The organism is Dendronalium phyllosphericum CENA369 (genome assembly GCF_016056275.1).
In the GTDB taxonomy this organism is placed as follows: domain Bacteria; phylum Cyanobacteriota; class Cyanobacteriia; order Cyanobacteriales; family Nostocaceae; genus Dendronalium; species Dendronalium phyllosphericum.
On sequence record NZ_JAECZA010000060.1, the window covers coordinates 1 to 14,247 of the forward strand.

14 protein-coding genes and 1 tRNA gene are annotated in these 14,247 nt (G+C 42.9%); 4 read left to right on the forward strand and 11 right to left on the reverse strand.

All coding sequences use genetic code 11. From position 1 onward, the window contains the following. Positions 1-73: 73 nt before the first annotated feature. On the reverse strand, positions 74-1,453 hold the full coding sequence (locus I8752_RS14380; protein WP_214433001.1) for a gluconeogenesis factor YvcK family protein: 1,380 nt from the start codon (positions 1,451-1,453) through the stop codon (positions 74-76). Between the two features lie 173 nt (positions 1,454-1,626). On the opposite strand from I8752_RS14380, the gene ruvC reads away from it, so the two are divergent. Beyond that, positions 1,627-2,118 (forward strand): crossover junction endodeoxyribonuclease RuvC, encoded by a 492-nt coding sequence (gene ruvC / locus I8752_RS14385; RefSeq protein ID WP_214433002.1) that lies wholly within the window; start codon positions 1,627-1,629, stop codon positions 2,116-2,118. 60 nt (positions 2,119-2,178) lie between these two features. Here the strand turns inward: ruvC and I8752_RS14390 are convergent, their stop codons facing one another. Beyond that, positions 2,179-2,823, reverse strand: coding sequence for a J domain-containing protein (locus tag I8752_RS14390; RefSeq protein ID WP_214433003.1), 645 nt, complete (start codon positions 2,821-2,823; stop codon positions 2,179-2,181). 34 nt (positions 2,824-2,857) lie between these two features. Between I8752_RS14390 and I8752_RS14395 the strand changes: the two genes are divergently transcribed. The 3 genes from I8752_RS14395 (at position 2,858) to I8752_RS14405 (ending at position 4,871) form a co-directional block, all read left to right on the forward strand. Beyond that, positions 2,858-3,955, forward strand: coding sequence for a tocopherol cyclase family protein (locus tag I8752_RS14395; protein ID WP_214433004.1), 1,098 nt, complete (start codon positions 2,858-2,860; stop codon positions 3,953-3,955). 33 nt (positions 3,956-3,988) lie between these two features. Continuing rightward, a tRNA-Arg gene (locus tag I8752_RS14400) sits at positions 3,989-4,062 on the forward strand. 269 nt (positions 4,063-4,331) lie between these two features. After that, the gene (locus I8752_RS14405; protein WP_214433025.1) at positions 4,332-4,871 is read left to right on the forward strand and encodes a YdcF family protein; all 540 of its coding nucleotides are present in this window, start codon (positions 4,332-4,334) and stop codon (positions 4,869-4,871) included. A gap of 13 nt (positions 4,872-4,884) precedes the next feature. On the opposite strand, the gene I8752_RS14410 is transcribed toward I8752_RS14405, so the two are convergent. From I8752_RS14410 to I8752_RS14450, 9 genes are all read right to left on the reverse strand, one after another. Continuing rightward, entirely contained in the window at positions 4,885-5,178 is a 294-nt protein-coding gene (locus tag I8752_RS14410; RefSeq protein ID WP_214433005.1) for a DUF2288 domain-containing protein, read from the reverse strand. Positions 5,179-5,243: 65 nt separating this feature from the next. Continuing rightward, positions 5,244-6,281, reverse strand: a complete 1,038-nt coding sequence (locus I8752_RS14415; RefSeq protein WP_214433006.1) for an AI-2E family transporter — start codon at positions 6,279-6,281, stop codon at positions 5,244-5,246. Positions 6,282-6,389: 108 nt separating this feature from the next. Further along, positions 6,390-7,028: a lysophospholipid acyltransferase family protein gene (locus tag I8752_RS14420; RefSeq protein WP_214433007.1), complete on the reverse strand. Its 639-nt coding sequence runs from the start codon at positions 7,026-7,028 to the stop codon at positions 6,390-6,392. Positions 7,029-7,255: 227 nt separating this feature from the next. After that, complete coding sequence (locus I8752_RS14425) at positions 7,256-7,579, reverse strand: hypothetical protein (protein WP_214433008.1); 324 nt, start codon at positions 7,577-7,579, stop codon at positions 7,256-7,258. A 253-nt stretch (positions 7,580-7,832) separates the two neighbouring features. After that, positions 7,833-8,711: an ACP S-malonyltransferase gene (gene fabD, locus I8752_RS14430; protein WP_214433009.1), complete on the reverse strand. Its 879-nt coding sequence runs from the start codon at positions 8,709-8,711 to the stop codon at positions 7,833-7,835. A 106-nt stretch (positions 8,712-8,817) separates the two neighbouring features. Then, positions 8,818-9,810: a beta-ketoacyl-ACP synthase 3 gene (locus I8752_RS14435; protein WP_214433010.1), complete on the reverse strand. Its 993-nt coding sequence runs from the start codon at positions 9,808-9,810 to the stop codon at positions 8,818-8,820. A 230-nt stretch (positions 9,811-10,040) separates the two neighbouring features. Further along, a complete protein-coding gene (gene plsX, locus I8752_RS14440) occupies positions 10,041-11,066 on the reverse strand; it encodes a phosphate acyltransferase PlsX (protein WP_214433011.1) in 1,026 nt (341 codons plus the stop codon). 309 nt (positions 11,067-11,375) lie between these two features. Then, a complete protein-coding gene (psbB, locus tag I8752_RS14445; protein WP_214433012.1) occupies positions 11,376-12,905 on the reverse strand; it encodes a photosystem II chlorophyll-binding protein CP47 in 1,530 nt (509 codons plus the stop codon). A 197-nt stretch (positions 12,906-13,102) separates the two neighbouring features. Continuing rightward, on the reverse strand, positions 13,103-13,297 hold the full coding sequence (locus I8752_RS14450) for a hypothetical protein (RefSeq protein ID WP_214433013.1): 195 nt from the start codon (positions 13,295-13,297) through the stop codon (positions 13,103-13,105). Positions 13,298-14,247: the final 950 nt, after the last annotated feature.

The following is a 14,247-nucleotide window of genomic DNA, read 5'->3' on the forward strand; positions in this document are numbered from 1 at the left end:
GAGACAGATACTTTCTCCCCCTACTCCCTCATCTCCCCCTACTTCCCCTGCTTCCCCTGCTCCCCCTGCTTTTTCATCTCCCATGATGAGCTCCACTATACCAACGCAAGAGAACTCGTGCTAGTTTTTGGGGATTGTGACGTACAAAACCGATTTCATCTTCGTACAAAATATTAGCTGGGACAATCCGCCGTCCCAGCAAAGACACGGCTTCGCGGTCTAGGAAGACGGGATGAGAATTTTGTTGAGCGTAGCGCAGGAGTGTTTGGGCAGAGGGCGATTTTTTGTGTACTAATACAGCATCAAACAGCCGTCTGTGTCCACAAGCATTATCAATTGCACTAATATGGTCGGCAACACTATATCCTTGAGTTTCTCCTGGTTGGGTCATGATATTGCAGACATAGATGCGTGGGACTTTTGTGGCAGCGATCGCATCGGCAATTTCTGGTACTAGTAAATTAGGAATCAAGCTGGTATAAAGACTACCCGGCCCAATAATAATGTAATCAGCTTCTTTAAGTGCCTTAATCGCTGCTGGCAAAGCTGGAGGATTAGAAGGTATACAGCCAATTTTGACAATTTTCCCATCTGCTTTGGGAATGTTAGACTCTCCCTCAATGCGACGACCATCGGCTAATTCTGCCCAGAGGCGAACATCGCTAAGAGTCGCTGGTAAAACTTGTCCGCGCACCGCTAGCACTCTAGAACTAGCTGCAACTGCCCGTTCTAAATCTCCGGTAATATCACTCATCGCAGTTAAAAACAAATTGCCAAAACTGTGACCTGTTAACCCATCACCTGCACGAAAGCGATATTGAAATAATTCTGTTAATAACTTTTCTTCATCTGCTAGGGCTGCCAAACAATTGCGAATATCCCCTGGTGGTAGCACTCCAAATTCCTGACGTAACCGCCCAGAAGACCCACCATCGTCGGCTACGGTGACAATAGCTGTAATATTAGCGCTATAGGTTTTCAATCCTCTCAGCAAGTTAGAAAGACCCGTGCCACCACCAATCACAACTATTTTTGGCCCTCGGTACAACCGACGATGCGCTAAAAGGACATCAATCAGTTCTTCTTGTCCTCCTTGTCCTTCTGGTCTGAGTACCTTAGTAATTGAACCTACGGTGCGAGTTTGCCCCCAAAGCAACAACAGCAAGCCGCCAAGCAAGACTAAAGGGCCGCTGATATAGTTGGGTAAAATATCGGTAATGACTCCCAAAAAACCCCTAAGCAACTCAATCAACCAAAAAATTGGAGTCAGCTTAATCCAAATAGCTAACCCCAAACTTGCTAGTAGTACACCTCCAACGCTGATTAGCAACCAACGTTTGATCGATAATCCAGGGGATAACCACTTGAACCACTGGTTGACCCGATGGGAAGTGCGACTGCGTGACTGCTTTTGCAGGGTGTTGAGGGCTTGTCTGAGAAAACCGATTGACATACCTAGTTGGGAGCAGTGGTACAAACAATGATTAATAGAAAATGTACACTACCTGGTTTTAACACCAAGTGGTTAATTATGAAATATTTCGATGCCACTAGATTAAGGGCAAGTTGTCAAAGTTGCTAGTGCTTGCACTAAAACAGTACTCTGGCTTGGTAAAAGTAAATTGAATGGAAAAACGAATTTTAGGCTTAGATCCGGGACTGGCAATTTTAGGATTTGGGTTAATTACCTGCCAACAAAGCCCAAATAAGGCACAAGACTCAATAGTAAATATGCAGGATTTTGGGGTAATCAGTACGTCGGCAGATGCAGAAATGGGAGAGAGGCTATGTACTTTGTTCGACGATTTGCACACCCTGATACAGGAATTGCAACCAGATTTGGTAGCAATTGAAAAGTTATTCTTTTATCGTATGTCAAGTACTATCCTTGTGGCACAAGCTCGGGGTGTTGTTATGCTAACATTAGCACAACATCACCTTCCATATGTGGAATTTACTCCTGCCCAAATTAAACAAGCCTTAACCGGATATGGTAATGCAGATAAGTCTGAGGTGCAAGAAGCGGTAGCGCGGGAGTTAAATATAGGATATATTCCTAAGCCAGACGATGCTGCGGATGCTTTGGCAGTGGCTTTAACTGCTTGGTTTCAGATGTAATTTTGTTAGGAAACAAATAAGTTATTCACTGGCAATAAAGTTAATGTTGACAGTCATCGGTCATTTGTAGACTTTCAATAATCTTCTGATTTTCTGACACAACCTTTTAACGAGAACAAGAAGCTTGGGCTTTGAGACAATTTCTATTCGCTGCGCTCGTCTTGATTTTGGCACAGAAGCAGTTTTGTGAGTCGTCAAATCAAGTTCTATTTGTGCGGCTTTATTTAAATCTGAAGTGGCTCGATATTCATATCCTAGTTGGGAGCAAACAAGACCCCTGTATTTGTATGCTTCGATGTAGTAAGGGTTCAGGCGAATTGCTTGGGTAAAGTCTGCGATCGCTTCTTGATAAAATCCTTTGGTGGCATTCTCTACGCCAGAATTATAGTAAGTTTGTGCATCCCAGCGATTGACAGATATTTTTGTCGGTTTTTTTGGGGAAGGCGCAGATGAATTTACAACGGTTGGATTTTCGGGTAAGCTTTCAGACCGAAGTTTATTGTAAGCTGCATTGATTGTTTTGATTTTCTCCTCTGCTTGTTGTTTTTGCCCTCGATCGGCAAAGCGATCGGGATGCCAAATTTTAACCAGCTTGCGGTAAGCTTGTTTTACTTGTGCTGGCGATGCTCCAGGTGTCAGTCCGAGAATTTCGTAAGCACGATTGAGATCGAGGTGTGAATGTTCTGGCGGTTTGTCGTAAGACATCGCTCATACTGGGAATATATAACTATGTAAATCTATGTTAATTATTCCCGTAAATCCTTTGCAGCGAACTCAAACACCTCATAGCGGCTACCACTGGGATGGTAGTAGCCGTCGCTTCTTTGAAGGCTGGTATTACCGCGTAACTTTGCCAGAATGCGGACAGACTTTTGCTTTCATGTACTCCATCGAAGATCCCATCGGCGGTAAACCTTATAGCGGTGGTGCAGCCCAAATTCTCGGCCCAAATGATGAATATCTTTGGCGGACATTTCCTGATGTGACAAAATTTTGGAGTAGTCGAGATATTTTAGGTTTAGGTCATTGGGGTCAAACTGACTTAAACGCTCAAGCAATTTACCTTTTACCAGCAGAATTCGATCGCTACGTTTTAGAAGGCTATCAAGCTACTGCTACTTTAAATCAAGGAATAATTCGCGATCGCGCCACTAATAATTATTGTCGTTGGCAGTATGAAATTCAGCCAGTGTATGGCTGGGGGAATCAAAATAGCATTCAGCAATCAACAGCTGGCTGGCTTTCGTTTTCACAAATTTTTGAACCCGGATGGCAAATTTTGATGGCACACGGTTTCGCTAGCGGTTGGATTGATTGGAATGGCAAAATCTATGAATTCACCAATGCACCAGCTTATGGAGAGAAAAATTGGGGCGGTGCTTTCCCCCAAAAATGGTTTTGGCTAAATTGCAATAGTTTTGATAACGAACCAGATTTGGCATTAACCGCTGGTGGCGGAAGGCGCGGCGTGTTGTGGTGGATGGAATCTGTAGCGATGATTGGTTTGCACTATCAAGGCAAGTTTTATGAATTCGTTCCTTGGAACTCAAAAGTAGAGTGGAATATTCAACCTTGGGGTAGATGGCAAATGCAAGCACGAAACCTAAACTACGAGGTTGAATTAACAGGAACCACGCATCTACCTGGTACACCCCTGCGTGCGCCGACAGCAAACGGTTTGAAATTCTGTTGTCGAGATACCATGCAAGGCAAGCTAAATTTGGAGTTGCGAAAAATAAATTATGGACAATCTCAAATAATCCTGAAAACACAAAGTTCCCTTTGTGGTTTAGAAATAGGCGGCGGTTCTTGGGACAATTCTTGGCAGTCTAGCTAAAACTATTGCTATGATTGTATATGCTTCGTAGTTGGGGCTGTAGCTCAGCTGGATAGAGCGAGCGCCTCCTAAGCGCTAGGTCGCCGGTTCGAATCTGGCCAGTCCCGTCGTTTTAACACAATCGAGTAAAGAAAGTGGCCGCAAGTCTTTGATGAATTGTCTGTTCCAGTGTAGGATAGTGCATCAATTGGCCGAAAGAACTAATACGCGAGTACAAGTGTATTAAAACACTAACAACCATGTATCTATAAGTAGATTTTTATCAATCTGCTAGCTATTGAGTTGTTTATATTTTTTAGAGAAATTTTGTATCACCAAATGAAGTAATAGAGCTTTGAAGAATAATCTATTGTTCACAGGTAAATCAGTTCGGTTTATGGTTCTGGCGCTGCCACTATTAATGTGGTTGGGATATAAAGAATCGCAAAACGAACAAACACAACCGCAAGCAGTAGTGGTGTTGGGTGGTTCCACAAAACGTCTAGAACGAGAAAAGTTTACGGCAAGTTTTGCACGTCAGCATCCAAATTTACCAATATGGATTTCTGGTGGTAGTCCACCTACATACACTCAAAAAGTGTTTGCCAAGGCTGGCATCGATCCCAAACGTTTGCACTTGGATTATGAAGCGGTAGATACTGTTACTAATTTTACCACCTTGGTAGATAATTTACAAGCGCGTGGTATTAAGAGCGTTTATTTAATTACTTCTGACTTCCATATGCGCCGTGCTTGTGTCATCGGCGAGATAGTTTTAGGGAGTCGGGGTATTGAGTTCAAACCAGTATCAGTTCCTTCCAAGCAACCCTCTGAACCGCTAAGAAAATCCATCCGCGATGGTGTTAGAGCCTTAGTTTGGGTCGCAACTGGTTACACTGGTGCGGATGATAAAAGCAGACAGTCTGTTGAGCGTTAACTCTCATTGCCTGTCAGTTTATTTCTTGAACAAGAACGTAAGGCTGGATGATGAGGGTATGAAATCGTTTTGTGCGATCGCTATTCCATTCTCCCATTTGTACTGTGGTCGGCTTGGCAATTAGTTGTTGGTCGATCCACTGTTGTACTGATGAAGTGCGATCGTTAGCGATCGCTTCTCCAACATCTAGCAAGTCTAGCGCCAGCGCTACCACAATTACCGCATCTCTTTGGACATGGGGAATCAACCAGTCCCATTCTGCCTCATCGAGATTTTCTTTTAATTCAGCTCTTAAATCCGACGACATAATTCCTCAATTGTTTATGCATTTACGGTTTATTTGACGTTAGTTTCTAATTTAGTTGCTAATGACTAAACCTCCGCTTTCATTTCATCAATTTCAAACAAAGAAACAATTACTCCAGTAATCGGAATCGAGATAAAAATACCTAGTAAACCAGCAACTTTAGCACCTACTAATAAAGCAAAAAATACCACTACAGGATTGAGATTGAGCGCACCTTGCATGATTCGGGGTGAAATCAAGTTGTCTTGTATTTGCTGAAGTACAATGCAAGCTACCAATACTTTTAATGCTAGCCAAACATTTTGAGATAATACTACTAGTGTAATTGTGCTAACTCCTAATGTTGCTCCTATGCCAGGAATAATGTCCAAGATACCGACTATCAAAGATAATATTAAAGCAAAAGGTACATTTAATAATAAAAAAACAATCAATGTCGTAGTTGTCAAAAACAAAGTTAATAACAATTGACCGCGAAAAAATCCTAAAAAACTACGTCTAATAACATTTGTAAATCGACTACGACGGTGTTCTGGTACTACTTTTAAAATAAAATTCCAAAGTTTTTCCCCATCTAGCAACATAAAAAAGGCAATAACAGCAATTAAGATAAAAGTGACAAAATTCGTCAAGAATTGTTGCAAAAAAGCCAAACTAGTTACCAAACTAGATATAGCTTGATTCCGGATTTGGTCTTCAATTACACTCAAATCTATTTGCAAATTGCGATTACCTAAAAATTCTTCAATTCTTTGTATTAGAGGCGCTAAAGAATTTAAAAAAATAGATATACTGTCTATTAATTGTTGCCCTTGGGATAAAACTGTCAAACCCAAAGTGATTATTAAACTGCCAATGATCGCAATGCTGAGTAAAAAAACTACAATGACAGCTACTGTGTGAGGTAAAAAACGCCGCAGCCAATATACAGGATAGCTGAGTAAAAAAGCCAAAATTGCAGCGAATGTAAAAATCACAATGACAGCTTCAAAGTATGCTAAAAGCTGTACAACTGCCCAACCAGAGGCAAACAATAGCAAAAAGCGGACTAGCGCCAAATTATTCAATCGTTCCCAAATATTTTTGGCTTCAAAGCCGCTCATATTAATTCTAGATTTTGGATTGTGAATCTTCGTAATAAGATTATTTCAAAGTATATAAAGAAAGTGGCGATCGCTACCTCCCGCAAGTATATATCCAGAGGTTCTCAACTAGCGCCCTAGATTGTGCATTTCATTAATCGCTGTGGTACATTTTTGCGTCACTGCTTCCAATTCTTCTTTATTGGTGGAGTTGGGAGCATCTATTAACTGGCCAATTCTGATCGTCAGAGGAACTGCACGCGGTACTTTTGAGCCTTTTTCCAAAATCTTTTCGCTACCCCACAAACTTACTGGCAATAGTGGTGCATTTGCCTTGGCGGCCAGCAGTGCTGCGCCTCTTTTGGGGTCTGTGATTTTGCCATCTGGGGTGCGAGTACCTTGCAAAAAAACACCCACAGCCCAGCCATCTTTAAGATACTCTAGAGCCGCACGGATGGTAGCGCGATCGGCAGTTCCCCGACTAACAGGATAAGCACCATACAATTTAATCGCTTGCACCAAAACCGGAATCTCGAACAACTCTTCTTTGGCCATGTACGCCACTGGACGGCGTACACAATTGGAAACAATCGGGGGGTCAAAATAACTAGCATGATTGCTGACTACCACTACTGGCCCTAATTGGGGGACATTTTCCTCACCATAAATTTTGCCCCGAAAGTAAGCATGAAGCATGGGGCTGACAATCGACCATTTAAAGGCGTGGTAAAGTGCCAGACTAACAAAAGGTTCCCGACTTTTAACCACAGAAATTAATTCACATTAAATTTAGATCAGATTCAGCATACAGCGATCGCAACGCCCAAAGCAAACACCAAAAAGCTTGAGAAACGGCAGGGGATTGCAATCGCCTAAAAAATATCAACACTAGTCTCTGTACTTTATCTCATGCTGACAGAGATTACAAAATTTCAAGACTTACAAATTACTTCTAATAAAAGCAAATCAATTTTATATCCGGCTTAATCTTACGGTTATTTACCTTGAAGTTCTTTAATTGCCTGAATATGGGCTTGAGTAGCCTTAATATGCTCTTCTACTGCTTGTGTATAAACTTCTGTTGATTCTTCTTCTATTAGTTTTTGTGACAAATTTTCACATTTTTGCGCGTGCTCTAGCATTTCGTTGCCAAATTCTTCGATACGTCTTCCTTCTTCTTGCTCAGTTGGGTGATATGTTTGCATACTTTGACCCAACTCTCGTACTTCTTTGCCACTTTTAAGCAATTCTTGAGCGTGTTTTTCTGCGGCTTCTATATTCTGTTTTGCTATTTTATGCGTCATGTTAATTCTAGCCATTACTATAATTTCTAGAATTAGTTATTTTATACATATACCAGTTAGCAAAAATAGCATCTGTATAAAAATTTAATTCTTTAATAGCATTTTAGAGGTTTGTTAAGAACCTAACTAACTAAAGAGGGATTAAAATAGCGTATCAACTCATCCTTGGGACGTGGCGATCGCTATCTATTACCATTACTAACTTTTGTATCTTTACAGTTTTTCATCTAGCAAGTTCTTAGCTGCGATCGCTTTATTATTAACCGAATTAAGCGGGCAATTCGGCCGCATTACGGACGTTCTTTAAAATTAAATCAGGACTACTGCGTTTAATCAAACCGGTTAGCACATTGCCAGGGCCAATTTCTAAAACTTGCTCAATGCCATTGGCTGGTAATTGCAGAGAAATCTCTCGCCACCGTACCGAACCAGTCATTTGTTTGCTCAGGCGCTGCTTCAAAATCTCAGCATCACTAGATGGAATTGGTTCGACATTAGACAACACCGACACAACGGCTGGTTGAAATTCCACAGATTCTAAAATATCTTGAAATTCCGCAGCCGCAGCTGCTATTAAATGTGAGTGAAATGCTCCAGAAACTTTTAGAGGAATAGCACGCTTGGCTTTGACTTGAGACATCACCGCTTGTACGGCCTCGGTCGTGCCTGAAATTACCACTTGAGCAGAACTATTGTCATTTGCCAGCACGACATCAGGCGTTTGGGCAATGACTTCTTCCAACTGCTTGCGGTCAAAGTTCATCAAAGCTGCCATCATCCCACCGGAGATACTATCCATGAGTTCGGCACGACGCTTAACTAGATGTAAACCAGCTGACCACTCAAATACACCTGCAATGTAAAGGGCAGTATATTCTCCCAAACTATGACCAGCAACTAAATCTGGCTGGTGGCCACCTTGTCGAACCAAGTCAGCGAGAATACTTTCAACAACATAAAGACTTGGCTGAGTGTAGAGCGTTTGTGATAACTTTTCTTCGCTTTGACAAATTTCTGTTACAGACCAGCCCAAAATTGCCTCAGCTTCAGCAAATTTGTCTTTGGCGGCAGGTATATTTAACAAATCAATTCCCATTCCCAGCGCTTGGGAACCTTGTCCGGGAAACACCCATGCAGTTTTAGTCATTGGTCAGCGGTCGGTAGTCAGTGGTCAGTGGTCAGCGATCAGTGGTCAGCAGTCAGTGGTCAGTAGAAAAAACAACTAACAACTGACAACTGACAACTAACAAGTTCTATCTTCCCCATTGAAAAATTGCTGCACCCCAAGTCAGACCAGCACCAAAGCCAGATGTGGCAATGATGTGATTGGGTTGAATTTTGCCTTGGCGTACAGCTTCATCTAAGGCTAAGGGGATAGAGGCGGCGGAGGTATTGCCGTAATTAGCGAGATTACTAATAACTTTATGTTCTGGAATATTTAGGCGTTCGGCAACGGCATCTAAAATTCGCTGATTAGCTTGATGCAATAGTAGCCAATCTATTTGGTCAACACTGAGGTTCGCTTGAAACAAAACTTTGTCGATGATTTCTGGGACTTTTTGAGCGGCAAAGCGGTAGACTTCTTTACCGTTCATAGTAATCGGCTGGTAATTGCCTTGAGCGACATTGACATCTGGAATCAAATTTTGGGGAGAGGCTGCATAGGCAAGGTTGAGGTAATGGTTTTGAGTTCCATCACTTTTGAGTGCAAATCCAAGTAAGCGATCGCGATCGTTTGCCTGCAATACAACTGCCCCAGCTCCATCACCGAATAACACACAAGTACGTCGGTCTGTCCAATCAACCCAACGAGAAAGCATGTCGGCTCCGATCAACAGTACATTTTGGTAAACTCCTGTTCTGATATATTGAGCGGCTGTGACTAGCCCAAAGACAAAGCCAGAGCAGGCGGCTGTTAGGTCAAAAGCTACTGCTTTAGTAGCTCCTAGTTGGGCTTGTATTCTACAAGCTGTACCAAACAAGTCCTCAGGGGTGGATGTCGCCAGCAAAATCAAATCTAGATCGGTTGCTTGAATTCCGGCAGCGGCGATCGCTTGACTGCTGGCAGCGGCAGCAAGTGTACTTAAGGATTCAGTTGCCATTGCCAAACGTCGTTGACGAATTCCCGTTCTTGTAGCAATCCACTCATCTGATGTTTCAACCAGTTGAGTGAGTGCTTGGTTGTCAACGGCAGTTTCTGGCACCGCCGAGCCACTTCCTGTAATCGCTATGCCTAACTTTTCCACTCCTACCCTCCGAAGCTATCAGCTTTTAGTTATTAATCATTAGTAGAGACGCGATCGCGCTTGTACACTTGTCATTAGTCATGAGTCATTAGCTAAAAATTAATTGGCATTTTCTAAAAAACTAATTTGTAGGTAGAGTATCCTGACAACCCTAAACAGTGCAAGTTAAATGCACGACAGGTTAACTATTAACTGTGACTAATTGACTATTGACTTTCTAGTACTGATTGCTAACCATTGTCTTGCTGTAGCATTTCATATTGAGACTGGAGTCGATGCAGCACTTGATTGTCTACAGCTTCCTTTGCCATACGAATAGCATTAAAAATCGAAGGTGCTTGCGAGCTACCGTGACCGATAAAACAAATACCAGCTACGCCTAAAAGCAAAGCCCCGCCATGTTCGGCGTGATCCATTCTTTGCTTGATGCGTTTCAGGTTGGGTTTTAAAAGTGCCGCACCGATTTGACCGTGCAATCCTTGTGGTAATTCTTCGCGCAAGATTTGCAGAATTACTTCTCCGACGGCTTCGGCAAATTTTAATAACACATTGCCGACAAAACCATCGCACACGATCACATCAAAGTTACCGGAAAGCACATCGCGTCCTTCGGCATTCCCAGTAAAAGTAATTTGAGAGTTTTCCCGCAGCAGTTGGTGAGCGCGCAAAGCTACCTCATTACCTTTGGTATCTTCTTCACCGATATTCAACAAACCTACTTTGGGTTCGTTTGTACCCAAAACATATTGACTGTAAATCGACCCCATGACAGCAAACTGTTCTAAAAATTTAGGGCGACAGTCTACATTTGCGCCGACATCGAGTATCAGTACTGGTTTGCCAGCTATAATTGTGGGAAAAACTGTTCCAATAGCTGGGCGGTCAATTCCTGGCAATCGTCCTAAGCGGAGCAAAGCTGCTGCCATAGCTGCTCCAGAGTGTCCGGCAGAAAATACAGCATCTGCCTGCTGATTCTTGACCAAATCCATTGCCACATTGATGGAAGCCTTTCGTTTGCGCCTCACAGCGTTTAAAGGCTCCTCATCCATTGCGATCGCTTCCTCGGCAGGAACGATCTCTACCTGGGCCAAATTGGTTTTTGGCGGCAAGGCAGCTGCAATTTGTTGGGGATCGCCCACCAACAAGACTTTCACACCCAGTTCTTCCATTGCTCGCAATGCGCCAGCAACGATTTCACCGGGTGCGCGATCCCCTCCCATTGCGTCAATTGCTATCCGTATGCAAGTCGATCCCATTGCTTAGAGCTTCTAGAAACCTTACAAATTTTACCAGATGGCTTTGCTGAAAAATCGTAACTTTCTGAGTGCCAAATCTCTTTTGTTACTATTGCAACAGATTTTAGCGGCAAGCTCAAGATAGCACGAATTGTTAAGGACTGGGGATTGGGGATTGGGGATTGGGGATTAGGGATTAGGTATTGGGGATTGGGAAAAGCAGAAAGGTTAAAGGGAAAAGGGGAAAAACTTTGTTTGATTCCTTTTCTCCTTCCCCTTTACCCTTTTCCCAGTCCCCAGTCCCCAGTCCCCAGTCCCCAGTCCCTAGTATTAGAGTGCTTCCTTGCGGCGGGTTGATTTATCACCCACTTTTTGGAACAGACCCCACTCAACTTGCTCTTCTAGATCCGCATCAACACCAGCAAATACGTCTCGGTAGATTGTACGAGCGCCATGCCAGAGATGACCAAAGAAGAATAACAGAGCAAATACGGCGTGTCCAAAGGTAAACCAACCTCTGGGGCTGGTGCGGAATACACCGTCAGAGTTCAAGGTTTCCCGGTCAAATTCAAAGATTTCGCCGCCTTGAGCTTTACGGGCATACTTCTTCACATCAGCTGGCTCTGTAAAGGTCTTGCCATTTAGGTCGCCACCATAGAAACTAACGGTGACACCAGATTGCTCAAAGCTATATCTAGATTCTGCCCGACGGAATGGAATGTCAGCACGGATAATTCCATCTTCATCGGTCAAGATCACTGGGAAGGTTTCAAAGAAGTTGGGCAGACGACGCACGGTCAATTCCCGTCCTTCAGAATCTTTGAATACTGCGTGACCTTGCCAAGACTTGGCTATGCCATCACCTTTAACCATTGGTCCTGTACGGAATAGACCGCCTTTGGCGGGGCTATTGCCGACATAATCGTAGAAGGCAAGTTTTTCGGGAATTTGCGACCAAGCCTCTGAAAGCGATGCACCATCAGCTACGTCAGCTTGGACGCGGCGGTTAATTTCCTGACGGAAGTAGTTTTGATCCCATTGATAACGAGTGGGACCAAACAGTTCAATCGGGGTCGCTGCGTTACCGTACCACATAGTACCAGCAACAACGAAAGCAGCAAAAAATACCGCCGCAATACTGCTAGACAGTACAGTTTCAATGTTCCCCATCCGCAGAGCTTTGTAGAGCCGTTCGGGGGGTCTGACTGTCAAGTGGAATAAACCAGCAATAATGCCTACAACACCAGCGGCAATGTGGTGAGCGACAATACCGCCTGGGTTATATGGGTTAAATCCATCTGGTCCCCATTCTGGCGCTACCGGCTGGACGCTGCCAGTGACTCCAAAAGCGTCAGAAACCCACGTTCCCGGGCCAAATAGTCCGGTTAAGTGGAAAGCACCGAAGCCAAAACAAAGTAAACCAGATAAAAACAGATGAATGCCAAACATTTTTGGCAAGTCTAGAGCAGGTTCGCCAGTACGAGGATCTCTAAAGAGTTCCAAATCCCAGTAAACCCAGTGCCAGACAGCTGCTAAAAATAACAAACCAGAAAGAACAATATGAGCGGCAGCAACGCCTTCAAATGACCAAAAACCTGGGTCAGTTGAAGGGCCGCCAGTAACGTTCCAACCACCCCAAGATTGGGTGACACCTAAACGTGCCATGAAGGGTAGCACGAACATTCCTTGACGCCACATCGGGTTAAGAACAGGATCGCTGGGGTCAAAAATAGCTAGCTCATACAGTGCCATTGAACCAGCCCAGCCTGCCACTAAGGCTGTGTGCATCAAGTGTACAGAAATCAGTCGCCCTGGATCGTTCAGAACGACTGTATGTACTCGGTACCAGGGTAGTCCCATCGACTACGCTCCTCCTCGATGAATTTATGTTTACAAAGCAATTTTCTTACTGAGATTCTAAGAGACGGAACCCCTTCGGGTAAATCAGCCATTTGCATTCAGCAACCCAAATACAGTGCTATTTCACCGCCATTTAGAGAACTCTTGTGAGTTTTTTTTGTTATTGCCAGGGTTCTGAGCTTCACCACAGCTTAGTCTTATGAGACAGACAGTGTGGCTAGTTTGGTAATGCTGACACACTCTGCTAGCTTTATCTTTTGGAGTCGCGATCGCCTGTATAACTGCTGAGATGTTTTCTGAGAAAAACGCCTCCCTTGTTTCTGAGGAAACTGGACAAAAGCTTTTAAGCCTTTTGAAGCAATTTGACGCGCTAATCTTTCGGAAGTCGCCATTTGAGGTGTCTATACACTTACCAAGCAAAAATGAGAATGTTTTAAAAAGTGTAACTATTGATGGAACTGTTTGCAAGCGTGTAAATCGATGCGATCGCGTAGCAGACCTCAGTTATCTTGCCATGAATCGCCGTCACAATCTTGTTTGCGTATATTTAAGGTTTTGTCAACAAGAGGGGACTGAACGAAAAAGAGCTTTGCTCTGGGGAAGCACTTTCCCTCTTCCCAATCTGTAATACCTAATTGCCAAACTTTAGATATTTATTTACACATATACATACTTTTAAACGTATATACTTATTAACCTATCTATGCCTAATAAATTTTTGATAATAAAGCCCGTAAAAATTCTTAGTGTTCGATTTTTAAAGTTGCCCATACTAAGTTTTTATCCTCACGAGCTAATGGTACAGTCAGTCCACTGAAGAATAATTTTTTACAACTCAGATGGCAAACTCTGTCAACAAGTTACTTGGGTACACTACCTCTAAAAAACACGAGCCTATTCAATACTTGCCAGAAAATCAACAAAATAATCAACATATCAAGCTAATAGCTTGTCGAAAGCATACTGTTATTTTCGATGATAAATATGAGAAAGACAAGTTACATTTGTAACTAAAAAGTATTAAAAAAATATTACACGAGTAATCAAGTCCAGAACAACTTGTTACAAATAGCACGTATATGGCTGAAATAATTATGTAAAACTATTGATTATAGGCGAACTTGTGTTTATGTGCCTTAAAAATACTGAAAGACAACATTGCTAGCAACGCTCAACATTAACATTAGTCAAGAAAGTTTTCAGTTGCGAAAGCTTTGTATGAGCCAAAGTAAAAGATTTACCTCGATCGCGTATGAGTACTAGCAGTTAGAACCACACACTAAATCGATAAAACTTTTGAGCAAGTCAATGGTGTAACATTTTTTCAGTTTCTGGCTACGTA